Below are 17,176 nucleotides of genomic sequence, written 5' to 3'. Positions count from 1 at the left end.
GACATCAGTCACCGGTCCACTCCTCCCATCACGGGGTCGATGGACGCGACAGCGACGATCACATCGGCGACCTGGCCGCCCTCGCACATCGCCGCCACGGCCTGAAGATTGGTGAAGGACGGGTCGCGGAAGTGGACGCGATATGGGCGGGTGCCGCCATCGCTGACCACATGGGCGCCCAGTTCGCCCTTGGGCGACTCGATCGCCGCGTATGCCTGACCGGGCGGGACCCGGAATCCCTCGGTCACCAGCTTGAAGTGGTGGATCAGGGCCTCCATGGAGGTGCCCATGATGTTCTTGATGTGGTCCAGGGAGTTGCCGAGGCCGTCCGGGCCGAGCGCGAGCTGCGCGGGCCAGGCGATCTTCTTGTCGGCGACCATCACCGGGCCCGGCTCCAGCCGCTCCAGGCACTGCTCGACGATCCGCAGCGACTGGCGCATCTCCTCCAGCCGGATCAGGAACCGGCCGTAGGCGTCGCAGCTCTCGGCGGTCGGCACCTCGAAGTCATAGGTGTCATAGCCGCAGTACGGATCGGTCTTGCGCAGATCGTGCGGCAGCCCGGTGGCCCGCAGTATCGGGCCGGTCACACCGAGCGCCATGCAGCCGGCGAGGTCGAGGTAGCCCACGTCCTGGAGCCGGGCCTTGAAAATCGGGTTCCCGGTGGCGAGCTTGTCGTACTCGGGCAGGTTCTTCCGCATCGTCTTCAGAAGGGCCCGGATCTGGTCGACCGCCCCCGGCGGCAGGTCCTGGGCGAGCCCGCCGGGCCGGATGTACGCGTGGTTCATCCGCAGACCGGTGATCAGCTCGAAGACGTCCAGGATCAGCTCGCGGTCCCGGAAGCCGTAGATCATGATCGTGGTCGCGCCGAGCTCCATACCGCCGGTGGCGATGGCCACCAGATGCGAGGAGAGCCGGTTGAGCTCCATCAGCAGCACCCGGATCACCGAGGCGCGGTCCGGCACCTGGTCCTCGATGCCGAGCAGCTTCTCGACGCCCAGGCAGTACGCCGTCTCGTTGTAGAAGGGCGTCAGATAGTCCATGCGCGTCACGAAGGTGGTGCCCTGCGTCCAGTTCCGGAATTCGAGGTTCTTCTCGATTCCGGTGTGCAGATAACCGATTCCGCAGCGGGCCTCGGTGACCGTCTCACCGTCGATTTCCAGGATCAGCCGGAGCACTCCATGGGTGGAGGGGTGCTGCGGACCCATGTTGACGATGATCCGCTCGTCGTCGGCCTTCGCCGCGGCGGCCACGACCTCGTCCCAGTCGCCGCCGGTGACGGTGTAGACGGTGCCTTCTGTCGTCTCGCGCGCGGAGGCGGAAGGCGTTGCATGGGGGGCAGTCATCAGCTGTACGACCTCCGCTGGTCCGGAGCCGGGATCTGGGCGCCCTTGTACTCGACGGGGATGCCGCCGAGCGGGTAGTCCTTGCGTTGCGGGAAGCCCTGCCAGTCGTCGGGCATCATGATCCGCGTCAGCGCGGGATGACCGTCGAAGATCAGGCCGAAGAAGTCGTAGGTCTCGCGCTCATGCCAGTCGTTGGTCGGATAGACATCGACGATCGACGGGATGTGCGGGTCGTCATCCGGAGCGCTCACCTCCAGCCGGAGCACCCGGCCATGGGTGATCGACCGCAGGTGGTAGACGGCGTGCAGCTCACGGCCCTTGTCGCCGGGGAAGTGGACTCCGCTGACGCCGGTGCACAGCTCGAAGCGGAGCGCCGGGTCGTCGCGCAGGGTGCGGGCGACCCGCGGCAGGTGCTCCCGGGCGATGTGGAAGGTCAGCTCACCGCGGTCCACGACAGTCTTCTCGATCGCGTTCTCCGGGAGCAGCGACTGCTCCTCGAGCGCGCCCTCGAGCTCGTCGGCGACCTCGTCGAACCAGCCCCCGTACGGCCGGGTGGCCTGGCCGGGCAGCCGTACGGGGCGGATCAGCCCGCCGTAGCCGGTGGTGTCGCCGCCGTTGTTGGCGCCGAACATCCCGCGCTGGACGCGGATGGGCTCGCCCTGGTCGCCGCGGCGGCCGGGGAGGTTCTCAGCGTTGAGGTCCTTGTCCGGGTTGACCCCGTTGGCCTCGGGGTTGACCCCATTAGCCTCAGTCAACGCAGCAGCCCCTTCATCTCGATCATCGGCAGCGCCTTGAGCGCCGCTTCCTCCGCCTCACGGGCCGCACGCTCGCGATTGACGCCGAGCTTCTCCTCGCGGATCTTCTCGTGCAGCTTGAGGATCGAGTCCATGAGCATCTCGGGCCGCGGCGGGCAGCCGGGCAGGTAGATGTCGACCGGGACGATGTGATCGACGCCCTGCACGATCGCGTAGTTGTTGAACATCCCCCCGGAGGAGGCGCAGACGCCCATGGAGATGACCCACTTCGGGTTCGGCATCTGGTCGTAGACCTGGCGCAGCACCGGGGCCATCTTCTGGCTGACGCGCCCGGCGACGATCATCAGATCCGCCTGGCGGGGCGAGCCGCGGAAGACCTCCATGCCGAAGCGCGCGAGGTCGTAGCGCCCCGCGCCGGTGGTCATCATTTCGATGGCGCAACAGGCCAGGCCGAAGGTGGCCGGGAAGACGGAGGACTTACGGGCCAGCCCGGCGGCCTGTTCCACGGTGGTGAGCAGGAACCCACTCGGGAGCTTCTCTTCGATACCCATGCGATGTTTCCCCTATCTCCTCTAGAGCCCCTTTAGTCCCACTCCAGACCGCCACGGCGCCATACGTAGGCGTAGGCGACGAAGACCGTGAGCACGAAGAGGAGCATCTCCACGAGCCCGAACAGGCCGAGGGCGTCGAAGGTGACGGCCCAGGGGTAGAGGAAGACGATCTCGATGTCGAAGACGATGAAGAGCATCGCCGTCAGGTAGTACTTGATGGGGAAGCGCCCACCGCCGGCCGGATGCGGAGTCGGCTCGATGCCGCACTCATAGGCTTCGAGCTTGGCCCGGTTGTAGCGCTTGGGGCCGATGATCGCGGCCATGAAAACCGAGAAGATCGCAAAACCTGCCCCGAGGGCTCCCAGTACGAGGATGGGCGCGTATGCGTTCACCGTCCTCGCTCCCTTCAGTCGACGATGACTGCTTGGCGGACCGCACGGACATGCCGCCGCCCCACGAAGATCGCGCACATGTGAGGCAGTTCACAAGCCCGTTTCGCCTGCATCCTATGCCCGTCGGTCTGTGATCTGCGACACGGGGTACGACAACGTCTTTGTGATCTCCACCACCTGACGAAGGATCATGAAGTCGGATGAGCGGTGATCTTGTACATGAAGCATCCGAACGGCCACGAGAAGTGACATTCGGAGGCGTCATCACAGGTGAGCGCGTTGCGCCCCTACCAAGACATGGTACATACATGCAAATTTGCTCTGGACAACGTCAGCTGATAGGCGCCTTCCATCCCCATGAGTGACCTTCGTCCCGGGGCGATCGATCACGGGGTCGCGCCCGTTCGCGATCAACGCTCCGCGCACGCGTTCACGAGCGGCTCGGAGCGAGTGAGGTATCCCACGCCCAGACGGGTTGTGGATCTAGATTTCACGGGAACCCTTTGTACGCAGACCACATCGGTGGTAGGTCCCGCACTGTCCCGGTTTGGCCGCCAAATGCCGTGCGTAGACGCATGATCGCGAAATTCGGGCAAGGCGGCCGAGTGGGCCGTGGAGATCATTTGGGGGCGTTTTTGGGCGTGTGCACGTCAAATGTGGCGCACCCCACTTTTGTTGATCTGGGCCTTAGGGCCCTGGTAGCCAGTGACCTATGTCCCCAGTCGCACACATACCCAGCCACCGGAAGCCCCGCCGTGCCACGTCGACGCGTGCGCTCCGCGCAGGGGTGACCGGTGGCTTCCTCACCCTCGCGGTGGCCGGTGCCGCCGTGCCCGCCTCCGCCACGGAGAACAACGCCGCTCCGGCCGAGTCCACCCTGGAGATGCCGACCGTCAGCGCCACGCTGGCGAGCACGGCCGCCCAGACCGCGGACGCCACCCAGCAGGCGGCGTCCGACTACGAGCTCCAGGCCCAGAAGGACCAGGCGGCCGCCCACGCGAAGGCCGCCGCCAAGAAGGCCAAGGCGGAGGCCGAACGCAAGGCGAAGGAAGCCCGGGAGGCGGCTCGTAAGGCGGCCGCCAAGCGCGCGGCCGAGACCAAGGCCCAGGCGGCGAAGGCGTCCCGCTCCGCCGAGCGCACCACGCTCTCCACCACCACCAGCGTCAGCAACGCCTCCGGCAACGCCGCGACCCTGATCAGCTTCCTGAAGGCACAGCTGGGCAAGGCGTACGTGCTCGGCTCCAGCGGTCCGTCCTCCTACGACTGCTCCGGGCTGACCCAGGCCGCCTTCAAGCAGGTCGGCGTGAGCCTGCCGCGGGTCTCGCAGGACCAGTCCACCACCGGCACCCCGGTCTCGCTGGACTCCTTGCAGCCGGGCGACCTGCTCTACTGGGGCAGCGCCGGCAGCGCGTACCACGTCGGCGTCTACGTCGGCGGCGGCAAGTTCATCGGCGCCCAGAACTCGAGCACCGGGATCGTCGAGCGCCCGCTGGACTACGACATGCCCACCGGGGCCGTGCGCGTCCTGTAGGACGCCCGCCGGTCATCCGTTGGTATTTGGGACCCCGGGGCCGCCGTTCCCGTCGTGGACGGCGGCCTCACGTCCTTCCCCCGCTACTGCGCGTAGACCTTCTCCACGAACTCGCCGAGCAGGTCGTCGCTGAGGTGATGGGCCAGATCCGCCTCGGAGATCATTCCGACCAGCCGCTTGTTCTGGTCGATCACCGGAAGCCTGCGGATCTTGTGCTCCTCCATCTCCCGCAGGACGTCCCTGACATCGGCGTCCGCGGGAATCCAGCGCGGGGTGCCCTTGGTGAGCGCCCCGACGGGAGTCCCCGCGGGGTCGGCGTTCTCCGCGACGCATCCGACGACGATGTCGCGGTCGGTCACGATGCCGCACAGCCGCTCGTTGGCGTCGCTGACCGGCAGGGCCCCCACGTCCAGGTCCCGCATCAGCTGGGCGGCACGCAGCACCGTCTCGTTCTCCGGTACCCACTGCGCGCCCGGGTGCATGATGTCCGCTGCCTTCGTCATGGTGTACCTCCTGCCAGGCCCACCGGCGGTGGATCCGGCCCCGTGGGCCCATCGGTCCGGCATCGCCGCGGCTGGCGCACACGGCGCCCCCTGCCTTCATTGTCACCACCGCCGCACGGCGACGTCATGTCGAGCCCGGCGGCGGCTGTCGGTGCCCGGTGCCAGACTGAGTAACGAGGCAGTACCGCACAGAACGAGGCAATCTCCGGCAGAACACCCCCGCACAACTCTCCTGCGCCTTCGCGCCCGACCGTCGAAGGAGCGCCCCATGCTCACCACCGATTACGTCCCCGGCGCCCCCAACTGGCTCGATCTGGGCGCCCCCGACACCGAAGCGGCCGTGGCCTTCTACGGCTCCCTGCTGGGCTGGCACTTCGAGTCGGCAGGCCCCGAAGCGGGCGGGTACGGCTTCTTCACCCTGGACCGGAAGACCGTCGCGGCCGTCGGGCCGCTCACCGAGGAGGGCGCGCGCGCCGCCTGGACGCCGTACTTCCACACCCCCGACGCCGAGGCGACCGCCAAGGCCGTCGAGCAGGCGGGCGGCACGGTGCGGCTCGCTCCGTTCGACGTCTTCGAGGAAGGGCGGATGGCCCAGTTCACCGACCCCGGCGGGGCCCGCTTCGCCGTCTGGCAGCCCGGCAGGACGGCGGGGCTGGACGCGGTCACCGACCCCGGCACCCTGTGCTGGACCGAGCTGCACTCCCCCGATCCCGCCAAGGACCTCGCCTTCTACCGCAAGATCTTCGGCTGGGACACCGAGGAGATGTCCTTCCCCGGCGGGTCGTACACGGTGCTGATGACGTCCGGCGCCGGCCGGGAGGGCTCCTTCGGCGGCGTCGCCCAGCTACAGGAGGGGCATTCGACACCGCCGCAGTGGCTGCCGTACTTCGAGGTGACGGACTGCGACGCGGTGGTGGCCAGGGGTCAGGACCTGGGCGGCTCGGTGCTGATGCCGGCCATGTCGGCGGAGGGGATCGGCCGGATGGCCTGGCTGGCGGACGTGGGCCGGGCGCCGTTCGGCGTCATAGCGAGCGGCGGGCCCGGAGCGTAGGCGCTCCGCTGGGAGGGCCCGCAATACGTCTGTAAGTGCCGCGATGCGTTGTTGGTCGGCTGCGGCGCCGTTGTGGCTGGTCGCGCAGTTCCTCGCGCCCCTTCGGGGCGCCGTTGTGGCTGGGCACGCCCCGCGGCGGAGCCGCATGTCGATACAGCCCCGCGCCCCTTCGGGGCGCCGGCCGCCCTGCGGTCGAGCCGGAGCCCCTACAGGCGTCAGGCGCGGGGGGTGACCTTTGTGAGGCCGTTGATGATGCGGTCCATGGCGTCGCCGCCTGTCGGGTCGGTCAGGTTCGCCAGCAACTTGAGCGTGAACCGCATCAGCATCGGATGGGTCAGCCCGCGCTGCGCCGCCAGCTTCATGACCTTCGGGTTGCCGATCAGCTTCACGAACGCCCGGCCCAGCGTGTAGTAGCCGCCGTAGGTGTCCTTGAGGACCTTCGGGTACCGCTGGAGGGCCAGTTCGCGCTGGGCGGCGGTGGCGCGGGCCTGGGCCTGGACGATCACGTCCGCGGCGATCTGCCCGGATTCCATCGCATAGGCGATGCCCTCCCCGTTGAACGGATTGACCATGCCGCCCGCATCCCCGACGAGCAGCAGCCCGCGGGTGTAGTGCGGCTGACGGTTGAAGGCCATGGGGAGCGCGGCGCCGCGGATCGGGCCGGTCATGTTCTCCGGGGTGTAGCCCCAGTCCTCCGGCATCGAGGCGCACCACGCCTTGAGGACCTCGCGCCAGTCGAGCTCCTTGAAGGAGGACGAGGTGTTGAGGACGCCCAGGCCCACATTGCTCGTGCCGTCGCCCATGCCGAAGATCCAGCCGTAGCCGGGCAGCAGCCGGTCCTCGGCGCCGCGCCGGTCCCACAACTCCAGCCAGGACTCCAGGTAGTCGTCGTCATGGCGGGGCGAGGTGAAGTACGTCCGCACGGCCACGCCCATCGGACGGTCCTCGCGCCGGTGCAGCCCCATGGCGAGCGAGAGCCGGGTGGAGTTGCCGTCGGCGGCGACCACCAGGGGCGCGTGGAAGGTGACGGGCGTCTTCTCCTCGCCCAGCCTGGCCTCGACCCCGGTGATCCGGCCGGTGCGCCCGTCGATGATCGGGGCGCCCACGGTGCAGCGCTCGTACAGCCGGGCCCCGGCCTTCTGAGCCTGGCGCGCCAGCTGCTCGTCGAAGTCGTCGCGCTTACGGACCAGGCCGTAGTCGGGGTACGCGGCCAGCTCCGGCCAGTCGAGCTGGAGCCGCACCCCGCCGGCGATGATCCGCAGGCCCCGGTTGCGCAGCCAGCCCGCCTCCTCGGAGATGTCGATGCCCATGGAGACGAGCTGCTTGGTGGCGCGCGGGGTCAGGCCGTCTCCGCACACCTTCTCGCGCGGAAAGGCCGTCTTCTCCAGCAGCAGCACATCCAGCCCCGCCTTGGCGAGGTAGTACGCGGTGGTGGAGCCGGCCGGTCCGGCGCCGACGACGATCACATCGGCGCTGCGCTCCGAGATCCCGGAGGACGCGCTCTCGGTGGGTGCGGTCTCGCTCACGCGGGGTCTCCCCAAGCCTCGGTAACGGCGTGCCGGTCGCGCCGGGCACTGGACAGTCGCAGTCTATGGGTGGCGGTACTGCGGCACTCGCGAAGGGCCGCTCCGTACCGGCTACCTGCCGCCTTACGGCTTGTACGCCCGGTGGAGGGCCACCACGCCACCGGTGAGATTGCGCCAGGCCGGGCGCTCCCAGCCCGCCGACCGCAGCCGGGCGGCGAGGCCGGGCTGGTCCGGCCAGGCGCGGATGGACTCGGCGAGGTAGACATACGCGTCCGGGTTGCTGCTGACCGATGTCGCGATCGGCGGCAGCGCGCGCATCAGGTACTCGGTGTAGACCGTGCGGAACGGCTGCCATGTGGGGTGGCTGAACTCGCAGATGACGACCCGTCCACCGGGCCGGGTCACCCGCAGCATCTCGCCCAGCGCGCCCCGCGTGTCCTGGACGTTCCGCAGCCCGAAGGAGATGGTGACGGCGTCGAAGACCCCGTCCGCGAAGGGCAGCCGGGTCGCGTCGCCCGCCGTGAGCGGCAGCCCCGGATGGCGCTTCTTGCCCTCCCGCAGCATCCCGAGCGAGAAGTCGCACGGCACCACGTACGCGCCCGCCTCCCGGAACGGCAGCGAGGACGTCCCCGTACCGGCGGCGAGGTCCAGCACCCGCTCACCGGCGCGCGCGTCCACGGCCCGGGCGACGGCCTTGCGCCACAGCCGGGCCTGCCCGAGCGACAGCACATCGTTGGTGAGGTCGTATTTGGCCGCCACGTCGTCGAACATGGCGGCGACTTCGTGCGGCTGCTTGTCCAGGGATGCTCGGCTCACGCCCCCATTGTTCACCTCGCCGGCCCCGCGCCCCCGCCCGGGGCCCCGGCGTGCCTCAGCGGCGCCGGTGCACCAGCCGCCCCGCCACCACCGTGGCCAAGCAGGCGCCGTCCGCGTCGAAGACGGCCAGGTCGGCGCGGCCCGCCGGGGCGAGGGCGGGCGGGCGCGGCCGGTCCAGGACGGCGATACCGCCCCGGTGGGCGGCCGCGCGCAGCTCGGCGTCGCCGAGGTGGTGGGCGAGGACGGCGGTCGCGCCCCGCCGCAGCAGGGCGTGGATCCGCTCCCGCGGGCTGGGCGCGTCCGGCACCGGGCCCTCGTGGACCAGGGCCGGGCCGAGCTCCCCGGGCCACTCCCGCACCCGGGCCCGCGGATAGGTCTCGCGCAGCTCCGCCAGGGGGCCGATGGCCGCGATGCGGTCGCCGTCGACCGCGACGGCGGCGTCGTGCAGCGGCGCCGCGTCGCCGGGGGTGACCCGGACGACGGGCGCCGCGTGGAGCGTGAGCATCAGGACGCCTGGATCACCGTCAGCTCGGGGTGGGCCGTGCCACCCTCGATCGCCGTCGAGGACAGGTGCGAGACGACGTGGTCGTCGACCGGGTCGTTCGCCGGGTCGTCGTGCACCACCAGGTGCTCGTACGTCGTGGCGCGCTGTGCGGGGACCCGCCCGGCGGCGCGGATGAGGTGGAGCAGCTCCATCCGGTTGGACCGGTGGCGGGCGCCCGCCGAGGAGACCACGTTCTCCTCCAGCATCACCGAGCCGAGGTCGTCCGCCCCGTAGTGCAGGGCCAGCTGGCCGGCCTCCTTGCCGACGGTCAGCCAGGAACCCTGGATGTGGGCCACGTTGTCGAGGAAGAGCCGCGCGATGGCGATCATCCGCAGGTACTCGAAGACGGTGGCCTGCGTCTGGCCCTTCAGATGGTTGTTCTCGGGCTGGTAGGTGTACGGGATGAAGGCGCGGAAGCCGCCCGTCCGGTCCTGTACGTCGCGGATCATGCGGATGTGCTCGATCCGCTCGGCGTTGGTTTCGCCGGTGCCCATCAGCATGGTGGAGGTGGACTCCACACCGAGGTTGTGGGCGATCTCCATGATCTCCAGCCAGCGCTCACCGGACTCCTTCAGCGGCGCGATGGCCTTGCGCGGCCGCTCGGGCAGCAGCTCGGCGCCCGCGCCCGCGAAGGAGTCGAGACCGGCCGCGTGGATGCGGCGGATGGCCTCCTCGGCCGAGACGCCCGAGATCCGCGCCATGTGCTCGACCTCGGAGGCCCCCAGTGAGTGGATCACCAGCTGCGGGAACGCCTGCTTGATCGCCGCGAAGTGCTTCTCGTAATACTCCACCCCGTAGTCCGGGTGGTGGCCGCCCTGGAACATGATCTGCGTGCCGCCCAGCTCGACGGTCTCCGCGCAGCGGCGCAGGATGTCGTCGAGGTCGCGGCTCCAGCCCTTCGCGGTGTCCTTCGGAGGGGCGTAGAAGGCGCAGAACTTGCACGCCGTCACGCAGACGTTGGTGTAGTTGATGTTCCGTTCGATGATGTACGTCGCGATGTGCTCGGTGCCCGCGTAGCGACGGCGCCGGGCCGCGTCGGCCGCGGCCCCCAGCGCGTGCAGCGGAGCCGAGCGGTAAAGGTCGAGCGCCTCTTGTGGGGTGATCCGACCCCCGTCGGCGGCGCGGTCGAGGACTGCCTGCACCTCTGCGTTTGCGGTCACCGGGGCGTACCTTTCGGAGGTTTATGGGTGGACCGACCCAGCCTACGCCAGGGCCTGTACGCCTCTACGAGTACGTGTCGGGCACACCTGCTAACCCCCGTATCCGCCGCACCCGTCGCTGCGTGCTCATTTGAGCTTGCGGAGGGTGCCCGTGGGATCGCCCGCCTGTTTGTCCTTCGCCCGGTAGCTGATCGTCCCGTCGGAGGTGAGGGTGAAGTGCTCGTCCGTCGAGGCGTCGCTGCACCCCTGCTGGGGCTCGGAGCCCTTGAGGCGCGCGTCGAGGTGGAGTTGTTTCGGGGCCGCCGAGACCAGCTTCCATGTGCTGTCGCAGCGCAGCACCGACAGCTTGACCCGGCCACTGGCGACGTCCTGCCCGGTGTGTCCCTGCCGGAAGGTGATGGTCAGGGTGCCCACCGGGATGCCCGAGTCCGAGGTCAGATCGCCCTGCCAGGTGCCGATGAACTTCTTGGGCACATCGCCCTTTTCGGATCCGGTGTCCCCGGCTCCCGGCTGCTGTTCCGTGGCGGACGGACGGGGATTGCTGCCGGCGTTCTGGTCGGCGCTGTCGTCGGAGCCGCCGGGGAGCACCCGGAAGAGCACGGCGGCGGTCGTCGCGGCGGCCAGCGCGCCCGCGACGGACAGCACCAGCGTGCAGCTCAGCGCCTTGGGGCGCTTCTTACCGCCGACGGCGGCGGAGAGCGAGACACTGCGGCCGCCGTCCGGCTTCGACGACGGCGGGGCGGGGAGCGGAGGGGCGTCGGGCCGGTCCTTCCCCCGCGGCCCGTCGGCGTACGACGGGTCGGGCGGGCCGAAGGCGCCCAGCACGGGCGCGGCCGGAACCGGCCCCAGGGCCGGGGTGGGCGGCGGGGTCGGGCGGTCCTCGGCGGACGGTGCGGCGTCGGAGGGCTCGGCGGCGGGCGGCTCCAGGGCGGGCCGTGCGTCGCCGGCCGGCCGGGCATCGGACTCGGGCGCGGACGGCGCCGCGACGGCCTCCGCCTCCAGGTCGAGCAGCTCCACCACCTGCCGGCTCACCCGCTCGACCAGCGCCCCCGGCAGCCAGCCCGGCCGTGCCAGCCCCGAGGCGCCGTCCTCGGAGGCGAGGCGCCGCACGATCTGCTCGGGGGTGGGGCGGTCGGCCGGGTTCTTGGCGAGGCACGCGGCGACCAGATCGCGCAGCTCCCCGGTCAGCTCATGGCCGAACCGGGGCTCGTCGTGCACCACCTTGTACAGCAGCGCGGCCGAGGTGTCGCCCGGGAACGGCGGCTCACCGGTCGCCGCGTACGCCAGCACCGCGCCGAGCGAGAAGACATCGGCCGCGCCCTCGACGTTCTCGCCCAGGATCTGCTCGGGCGCCATATAGCCGGGCGAGCCGATGGAGGCGCCGGTCGAGGTCAGCGACACCGTGCCCTCGGTGGCCCGGGCGATACCGAAGTCGATCAGCCGCGGACCGTCGAGCGCGAGCAGCACATTGGACGGCTTGACGTCGCGGTGGACCAGGCCGAGGGCGTGCACCGCGGCCAGTGCCTCGGCGAGCCCCGCGCCCAGCGCCCGCACCGACGGCTCCGGCAGCGGCCCCTCGTCGGACACGGCCTGGTTGAGCGGAGGGCCCGCCACATAGCCGGTGGCCACCCACGGAATACGTGCTTCCGGGTCGGCGTCCAGGACCGGTGCGGTGAAGGCACCGCCGACCCGGCGCGCGGCGTCGACCTCGCGCCGGAAACGGGCGCGGAACTCCTCGTCCAGCGCGAAATGGGCGTGCACGACCTTCACCGCGACCGTGCGCCCGCCCGCGCTGCGGCCCACAAAAACGCGCCCCATACCGCCCGAACCGAGCCGACCGAGCAGCCGATAGGCGCCGATGACCTGCGGATCGTCCGCTCCCAGCGGATCCATCGCGTTGCCTCCCCCTCCGTGCGCCGATCCAGCTTAGGGGGTCTTCCGGCCGTCCACCGCAGGTCGTGCGGTCGGGAAGGTCAGTTGAGCAGCTCGACCCGGACGTCCGCGGGGTATCCGGTCGTCGGCCCCGTACGGCGGGCGAACTCGGCGATGCCCTCCAACTGCGCCTGGCCGAGGCTGAAGTCGAGGGTGGTGAAGTAACGCTCCAGCACCGATGCCTCGAGCTGCTCCCAGCGCGCCGCCTGCTCGGCGACCTTGCCGACCTCCTCCAGGGAGAGGTTCCGCGAGGACAGGAACGCCTCGTGGACCTGCCGGACGATCTCCGGCTCCCGCTCCAGATACTCGCGGCGGGCGGCCCACACCGCGAAGACGAAGGGGAGTCCGGTCCACTCCTTCCACATCTGGCCCAGGTCGTGGACCCGCAGGCCCAGCCGGGGCGCGTCATGGAGGTTGGCCCGCAGCGCGGCATCGCCGATCAGCACCGCCGCCTCGGCCTCCTGCATCATCAGGCTGAGGTCGGGCGGGCAGGTGTAGTAGTCGGGGGCGAGTCCGTACCGCTCGGCGAGCAGCAGCTGGGCCAGGCGCACGGAGGTGCGCGAGGCGGAACCGAGTGCGACGCGCGCCCCGTCCAGCTGCTCCAGCGGCAGCTGCGAGACGATCACGCAGGACATGACGGGCCCGTCACAGCCCACCGCGATGTCCGGGAGCGCGACGAGATCGTCCGCATTGCGCAGATACTCCACCAGACTGATCGGGCCGATGTCGAGATCACCACGGACCAGCAGGTCGTTCAGGGCGTCGGGAGATGCCTTGGTGAGGTCGAAATCCAGGAGGGATCCGGTCCTGGCGAGGCCCCAGTACAACGGCATGCAATTGAGGTACTGGATGTGCCCCACTTTTGGCCGACTCAGCCGATGAGCGCCGGTCGGGCCGAGGCTTTCTGAGGCGTCCTGTGTACTCCGCGAGGGGGAACTCGGTGAATTGTCCACGTCTCGGAGGCTAGCCCCGATCGCCCCGGGTAATGGCGGCGGGGTGGTCCGGCAGCCTTGTGCTGACTGGCACGTAAGCGCTCGACCTGCGATCTTATCCACCTGCGAGGCCCGGGAAACCCCTCGTTTTCGTGATCTTCGGCTCTTTCCTCGCGCACACGGAGCGTGCTAGGCTCGCCGCAAGTTGCAGTTTGGTTTCCTTGCAGTACAGAGCCTGCGGAGCATGTAACCGCAGGCTTTTGTAGTTTTCAGACTTCTTGCAGGTTCTGGAGCAGGGCAACCCTTTGGCCCAAGGAGGGCTTATGGCTACCGGAACCGTCAAGTGGTTCAACGCCGAGAAGGGCTTCGGCTTCATCGCCCAGGACGGCGGCGGCCCCGATGTCTTCGTTCACTACTCCGCGATCAACGCGACCGGCTTCCGTTCTCTCGAGGAGAACCAGGCCGTGACCTTCGACGTCACCCAGGGCCCGAAGGGCCCGCAGGCGGAGAACGTCAGCGCCGTCTGATCAGAACAGCACCACCCAAGGAGCCCCTGCTCCCCGCCCAGCGGGGAGGCGGGGCTCCTGCCTTTTGGGGCCTTCTGCTGTGGGGCCGCCTGCCTTTTGGGGCCCATGGCTTGGGGGCCGTGGCTTGGGGCCGTGACTCTGAGGCCCGTGGCTCTGGGTCCCGTGCCTGGATGTGCTCAGTCCTCCAGCAGCCGGAAGTCGGCGAAGTCGAAGCCCGGGGAGACCACACAGCTCACCAGGGCCTCCTCGTCCACCTCCGGACGGGCCGCCTGCCAGACGCCCGGCGGGATGACGACCTGGGGGCGCTGGCCGGAGGCGATATCGGGGCCCAGGAGCACCTCGGTGGGGGCCGCCTCCGGGGCGTCGCCCGTACCGCCCAGCCGGAGCCGCAGCGGGCCGCCGCTGTGCCACAGCCACAGCTCGGCCGAGCGCACCACGTGCCACCGGGACTCCTCACCCGGAGTCAACAGGAAGTAGATCGCCGTGGCGGTCACGCGCTCGCCGTCGTACCCCGGCGGCCGCACCGTGACATCGCTGCGCCAGGTCTCCCGGTACCAGCCGCCCTCAGGATGGGGCTCGAGTCCGAGCCATTCGGCCGTCGCGGGCCGTCGGGTGGTGGCCATGTCGTTCCCCGCTCTCACACGTCCGTCCGGGCCCGTCGAGGATAGCCCGTAGGGCCTGACACCCTCCTCAAGGCGCTCACCACCGCCCCTATGGCGCTCATGTCGCCCTTACGGCGCTCACGCCGCGTAGGGGCCCCGCGACGCACCGCTGACGCGGCACCCCCGCTCGGGCACGGTTTTGACCATGGGGCACGGGCGGCGGACGGTGACGGTGCACCATGTGCGGGCCGCGCTGCGCGGTGCGCAGCGGCTCGGCCTCGACACCGTCCCCCTGCTCCAGCGGGCCCGGATAACCCCCGCTGCTGCTCACCGACGACCGCGCCCGCGTCTCCCCCGAGCAGTTCGCCCGGCTGGTGCGCGCCCTGCACCGGGCCACGGGGGACGAGTTCCTGGGGCTGGGGACCATCCGCAGCCGGCCCGGCACCTTCGCGATGATGTGCTACGTCGCGCTGGGCTGCCCCGACCTCGGCACGGCGGTGGAGCGCGGCGCCCGCGTCTACCGGCTCTTCCCCGGCGGCCCCCATCTGGCCCTGGATCGCGGCGCGGGCCGGGGCCGGGAGGCGGTGTTCGCCCTGCGCGGCGGGTTGGGCCCGCATGAGGACGCCCTTACGGCGGCCGAGAGCCATATCGTCGCCGAATGGCTCATGCTCGTCTGGCACCGGGTCGCGGGCTGGCTGATCGGGCGGCGGATCCCGCTGCTGTGCGCCCAGTTCGCGTATCCCCCGCCCCCGTACGCCGAGGACTACGAGCCGCTCTTCGGGTGCCCGCCCCGGTTCGGGGCACCGCGCACCGCGGCCGGTATCGACCGCCGCTGGCTGACCGCCCCCGTCGTCTCTCTACCAGGGCACGGTGGACGAGCTGATCCCGTACCGGGTCGGCGCGGCGCTGCGCGACCGCTGGTGCGCCCGGGGCGTGCCGGTGGAGTGGAAGGACTATCCGCTGGACCATGTCACCACGGCGGTGACCGGGATACCGACGGCCCTGGAGTGGATGGCCGGACGGCTGGCGGACGAGCCGACGCGCGGCAACCGCGCCGCGTAAGGCCCGGCCTGACGGACCCGATGCGGGACAACCGCGCCGCGTGAGGCCCGGCTGACACCGCCCGTCAGCCGCCCCGCCCGTCAGCCGGCCCGCTCGGACGACCACCCCTGCCCCTGGAGCAGATTCCCCAGCCCGGCCCAGGCGAAGTTCATCAGGGTGGCCGCGGCCTCCTTGGCCGACGGCCCACCCGCTCGCCCGTCCGCCGTCCAGTCCGCGAGCGACTCGGCCGCGCCCACCAGCGCGTGCGCGAGCCCGGACACCTCGGTGCCCGCGAGGGTCCGGGCGCGCGCCGCCCCGCGCGCCTGCTCCCGCGCCGCCGCGCCTATCAGCTGCGTCACGAACTCCACGATCTCCGCCCGCATCGCGACCACTTCACGGGCGAAGGACCGCCCCTGCGTACGGGCCTGCACATGCAACAGCGTCCAGCCGTCGGGATGTTCGGCCGTGTGCGCGAAGAAGCCGCTCAGCCCGCTCCACAACTGCCGGTCGGCGGGCGCGTCCCGCTCCACGGCGGCCCGGACCGCGGTCACCAGCGCGGCGGCCTCCCGCCGTATGCACGCCGTGAACAGCTCGTCCTTGGAGTTGAGATAGAGATAGACCAGCGGTTTGGAGACCCCGGCGAGCTCGGCGATGTCGTCCATCGAGGCGTTCTGATAGCCGCTGCGCGCGAAGGCCCGCACCCCCGCGTCCAGCATCTGCTGCTCCCGCACGGCCCGTGGCACGCGCTTGCTCCCCGTCGCCCCGCCCACGCAGGCCGCCCCCTTCGATCGTGCCCCCGCACACATATCGCGGACAAGCCTACGTGGGACCACTGTCGGCGCTCTTGCCACGGCCGCCCGACGACATCAAAGTTTCAACTGACCACGCACCGTGCCCCGTTCAGCTCCGTAACGCAGTGCCGCGAAGGAGAACGAACGATGCCGAACCGCCGTCGCACGCTCGCCGCGCTGACCGCGCTGGCCGCCGCACCGCTCCTCCCCGCCCGCGCGGAAGCCCGTTCCGCGGAGCCCGACTCCTCGAAGGCCGGCTCCTCAAGGGCCCGTTCCCCGGAAGCCCTTGCCGGACGCGCGGCGCCCACCCACGCACGCCTCGTCGCCGCGGAGCGCGTCGGCGAGCGCGTTCTGGACCTGACGGTCGACTCGCCCGCGCTGGGCCGCGAGGGCCACGCCCGCGTCCTCCTCCCCACCGGCTACGACCGCAGACCCCACCACCGCTGGCCCGTCCTCTACCTGCTCCACGGGTGCTGCGACCCGGGCCCCGGCTGGGAGGCATGGACCCGTAACACCGATGTCGAGGCCATCACCGCCGCCACCCCGGCCCTGATCGTCTCGCCCGAGGGCGGTCCCGCCGGCTTCTACTCCAACTGGTGGAACGGCGGCCACTACGGCCCGCCCGCCTGGGAGACCTTCCACCTGGCCGAGTTGCTCCCGCTGCTGGAGCGCGCGCTGCGGGCCAACGGTCACCGGGCGATCGCCGGTCTGTCCATGGGCGGCTTCGGCGCCCTCTCCTACGCCGCCCGCCACCCCCGCCTCTTCCGCGCGGCGGCCTCGTTCAGCGGGGTCATCCACACCACCCTGGACCCGGCCGGTATCCAGAACCTCCTTACGGGCCAAGGCGCCGACCCGACGGCCCTCTGGGGAGACCCCGCCGCCCAGTCCGCGCTCTGGGACGCCCACAACCCGTACGCCCTGATCCCCCGGCTCCCCCGCGGCTACCCGCTCTACGTCGCCTGCGGCAACGGCACCCCCGGCCCCCTCGACCCGCCGGGCCGCCCCGAGGACGCCCTGGAGCGCGGCCTCGGCGAGATGGCCCAGCGCTATGTGCGCCGTGCCCGCGCCCACGGCCTGGCCGTCACCGCCCACCTCTACGGCCCCGGCACCCACACCTGGCCCTACTGGGAACGCGAACTCACCCACGCCCTCCCCCTGCTCACCGCCCGGCTCAGCTGA

The 17,176-nt window shown here is 70.8% G+C and carries 17 protein-coding genes and 1 pseudogene; 5 read left to right on the top strand and 13 right to left on the bottom strand.

Translation table 11 applies throughout. The annotated features are described in order from the left end of the window. Positions 1 to 8: 8 nt before the first annotated feature. Genes KHP12_RS29365 through KHP12_RS29350 form a run of 4 tightly spaced genes read right to left on the bottom strand, consistent with a single transcriptional unit; the run spans position 9 to position 3,041 of the window. A complete protein-coding gene (locus KHP12_RS29365) occupies positions 9 to 1,343 on the bottom strand; it encodes an NADH-quinone oxidoreductase subunit D (protein ID WP_086882928.1) in 1,335 nt (444 codons plus the stop codon). Continuing rightward, entirely contained in the window at positions 1,343 to 2,098 is a 756-nt protein-coding gene (locus KHP12_RS29360) for an NADH-quinone oxidoreductase subunit C (protein WP_086882929.1), read from the bottom strand. The genes KHP12_RS29365 and KHP12_RS29360 overlap by 1 nt, the downstream gene beginning before the upstream one ends. Next, the gene (locus KHP12_RS29355) at positions 2,095 to 2,649 is read right to left on the bottom strand and encodes a NuoB/complex I 20 kDa subunit family protein (protein ID WP_020869380.1); all 555 of its coding nucleotides are present in this window, start codon (positions 2,647 to 2,649) and stop codon (positions 2,095 to 2,097) included. Before KHP12_RS29355 ends, KHP12_RS29360 begins: the two co-directional genes overlap by 4 nt. A gap of 32 nt (positions 2,650 to 2,681) precedes the next feature. After that, the gene (locus tag KHP12_RS29350; protein WP_020869381.1) at positions 2,682 to 3,041 is read right to left on the bottom strand and encodes an NADH-quinone oxidoreductase subunit A; all 360 of its coding nucleotides are present in this window, start codon (positions 3,039 to 3,041) and stop codon (positions 2,682 to 2,684) included. Between the two features lie 712 nt (positions 3,042 to 3,753). On the opposite strand from KHP12_RS29350, the gene KHP12_RS29345 reads away from it, so the two are divergent. Next, a complete protein-coding gene (locus KHP12_RS29345; protein WP_086882930.1) occupies positions 3,754 to 4,572 on the top strand; it encodes a C40 family peptidase in 819 nt (272 codons plus the stop codon). A gap of 83 nt (positions 4,573 to 4,655) precedes the next feature. Here KHP12_RS29345 and KHP12_RS29340 read toward each other — a convergent pair whose 3' ends face one another. Continuing rightward, positions 4,656 to 5,075: a CBS domain-containing protein gene (locus KHP12_RS29340; protein ID WP_086882931.1), complete on the bottom strand. Its 420-nt coding sequence runs from the start codon at positions 5,073 to 5,075 to the stop codon at positions 4,656 to 4,658. A gap of 268 nt (positions 5,076 to 5,343) precedes the next feature. On the opposite strand from KHP12_RS29340, the gene KHP12_RS29335 reads away from it, so the two are divergent. Beyond that, positions 5,344 to 6,126, top strand: coding sequence for a VOC family protein (locus tag KHP12_RS29335; protein ID WP_086882932.1), 783 nt, complete (start codon positions 5,344 to 5,346; stop codon positions 6,124 to 6,126). Between the two features lie 215 nt (positions 6,127 to 6,341). On the opposite strand, the gene KHP12_RS29330 is transcribed toward KHP12_RS29335, so the two are convergent. The 6 genes from KHP12_RS29330 to KHP12_RS29305 all read right to left on the bottom strand — a co-directional run bounded on the left by KHP12_RS29330 (position 6,342) and on the right by KHP12_RS29305 (position 13,057). Then, positions 6,342 to 7,652 carry a geranylgeranyl reductase family protein gene (locus KHP12_RS29330; RefSeq protein WP_244202954.1) on the bottom strand — a complete coding sequence of 437 codons (1,311 nt, stop codon included), beginning with the start codon at positions 7,650 to 7,652 and terminating at the stop codon, positions 6,342 to 6,344. A 123-nt stretch (positions 7,653 to 7,775) separates the two neighbouring features. Beyond that, entirely contained in the window at positions 7,776 to 8,468 is a 693-nt protein-coding gene (locus tag KHP12_RS29325) for a demethylmenaquinone methyltransferase (RefSeq protein WP_086882933.1), read from the bottom strand. Between the two features lie 55 nt (positions 8,469 to 8,523). Continuing rightward, positions 8,524 to 8,973: an imidazolonepropionase-like domain-containing protein gene (locus KHP12_RS29320; RefSeq protein WP_182467881.1), complete on the bottom strand. Its 450-nt coding sequence runs from the start codon at positions 8,971 to 8,973 to the stop codon at positions 8,524 to 8,526. Further along, positions 8,973 to 10,172, bottom strand: coding sequence for a cyclic dehypoxanthinyl futalosine synthase (gene mqnC / locus KHP12_RS29315; RefSeq protein WP_086886486.1), 1,200 nt, complete (start codon positions 10,170 to 10,172; stop codon positions 8,973 to 8,975). The genes KHP12_RS29320 and mqnC overlap by 1 nt, the downstream gene beginning before the upstream one ends. Positions 10,173 to 10,298: 126 nt before the next feature. Beyond that, positions 10,299 to 12,065, bottom strand: coding sequence for a serine/threonine protein kinase (locus KHP12_RS29310; RefSeq protein ID WP_086886487.1), 1,767 nt, complete (start codon positions 12,063 to 12,065; stop codon positions 10,299 to 10,301). 80 nt (positions 12,066 to 12,145) lie between these two features. Beyond that, on the bottom strand, positions 12,146 to 13,057 hold the full coding sequence (locus KHP12_RS29305) for a menaquinone biosynthetic enzyme MqnA/MqnD family protein (RefSeq protein WP_037955247.1): 912 nt from the start codon (positions 13,055 to 13,057) through the stop codon (positions 12,146 to 12,148). A 302-nt stretch (positions 13,058 to 13,359) separates the two neighbouring features. On the opposite strand from KHP12_RS29305, the gene KHP12_RS29300 reads away from it, so the two are divergent. After that, positions 13,360 to 13,563, top strand: a complete 204-nt coding sequence (locus KHP12_RS29300) for a cold-shock protein (RefSeq protein ID WP_030834854.1) — start codon at positions 13,360 to 13,362, stop codon at positions 13,561 to 13,563. Positions 13,564 to 13,739: 176 nt separating this feature from the next. Here KHP12_RS29300 and KHP12_RS29295 read toward each other — a convergent pair whose 3' ends face one another. Next, positions 13,740 to 14,186, bottom strand: coding sequence for a cupin domain-containing protein (locus KHP12_RS29295; protein ID WP_086886488.1), 447 nt, complete (start codon positions 14,184 to 14,186; stop codon positions 13,740 to 13,742). A gap of 184 nt (positions 14,187 to 14,370) precedes the next feature. On the opposite strand from KHP12_RS29295, the pseudogene KHP12_RS53470 reads away from it, so the two are divergent. Continuing rightward, positions 14,371 to 15,019: pseudogene (locus KHP12_RS53470) on the top strand (AraC family transcriptional regulator); the annotation flags it as partial. 288 nt (positions 15,020 to 15,307) lie between these two features. On the opposite strand, the gene KHP12_RS29280 reads toward KHP12_RS53470, so the two are convergent. Continuing rightward, positions 15,308 to 15,922, bottom strand: coding sequence for a TetR/AcrR family transcriptional regulator (locus KHP12_RS29280; protein ID WP_086886491.1), 615 nt, complete (start codon positions 15,920 to 15,922; stop codon positions 15,308 to 15,310). Between the two features lie 222 nt (positions 15,923 to 16,144). Between KHP12_RS29280 and KHP12_RS29275 the strand changes: the two genes are divergently transcribed. After that, positions 16,145 to 17,176 carry an alpha/beta hydrolase gene (locus KHP12_RS29275; RefSeq protein ID WP_210609659.1) on the top strand — a complete coding sequence of 344 codons (1,032 nt, stop codon included), beginning with the start codon at positions 16,145 to 16,147 and terminating at the stop codon, positions 17,174 to 17,176.

Source organism: Streptomyces asiaticus, assembly GCF_018138715.1.
GTDB classification, from domain to species: Bacteria; Actinomycetota; Actinomycetes; order Streptomycetales; family Streptomycetaceae; genus Streptomyces; species Streptomyces asiaticus.
This window is presented reverse-complemented; position numbering and strand designations above follow the sequence as displayed.

Excerpts from the sequence above, each read along its gene's own strand:
- KHP12_RS29365 (WP_086882928.1), bottom strand. The coding sequence starts at position 1,343 with ATGACTGCCCCCCATGCAACGCCTTCCGCCTCCGCGCGCGAGACGACA.
- KHP12_RS29355 (WP_020869380.1), bottom strand. The coding sequence starts at position 2,649 with ATGGGTATCGAAGAGAAGCTCCCGAGTGGGTTCCTGCTCACCACCGTG.
- KHP12_RS29345 (WP_086882930.1), top strand. The coding sequence starts at position 3,754 with ATGTCCCCAGTCGCACACATACCCAGCCACCGGAAGCCCCGCCGTGCC.
- KHP12_RS29340 (WP_086882931.1), bottom strand. The coding sequence starts at position 5,075 with ATGACGAAGGCAGCGGACATCATGCACCCGGGCGCGCAGTGGGTACCG.
- KHP12_RS29335 (WP_086882932.1), top strand. The coding sequence starts at position 5,344 with ATGCTCACCACCGATTACGTCCCCGGCGCCCCCAACTGGCTCGATCTG.
- KHP12_RS29320 (WP_182467881.1), bottom strand. The coding sequence starts at position 8,973 with ATGCTCACGCTCCACGCGGCGCCCGTCGTCCGGGTCACCCCCGGCGAC.
- KHP12_RS29310 (WP_086886487.1), bottom strand. The coding sequence starts at position 12,065 with ATGGATCCGCTGGGAGCGGACGATCCGCAGGTCATCGGCGCCTATCGG.
- KHP12_RS29300 (WP_030834854.1), top strand. The coding sequence starts at position 13,360 with ATGGCTACCGGAACCGTCAAGTGGTTCAACGCCGAGAAGGGCTTCGGC.
- KHP12_RS29295 (WP_086886488.1), bottom strand. The coding sequence starts at position 14,186 with ATGGCCACCACCCGACGGCCCGCGACGGCCGAATGGCTCGGACTCGAG.
- KHP12_RS29280 (WP_086886491.1), bottom strand. The coding sequence starts at position 15,922 with ATGCTGGACGCGGGGGTGCGGGCCTTCGCGCGCAGCGGCTATCAGAAC.
- KHP12_RS29275 (WP_210609659.1), top strand. The coding sequence starts at position 16,145 with ATGCCGAACCGCCGTCGCACGCTCGCCGCGCTGACCGCGCTGGCCGCC.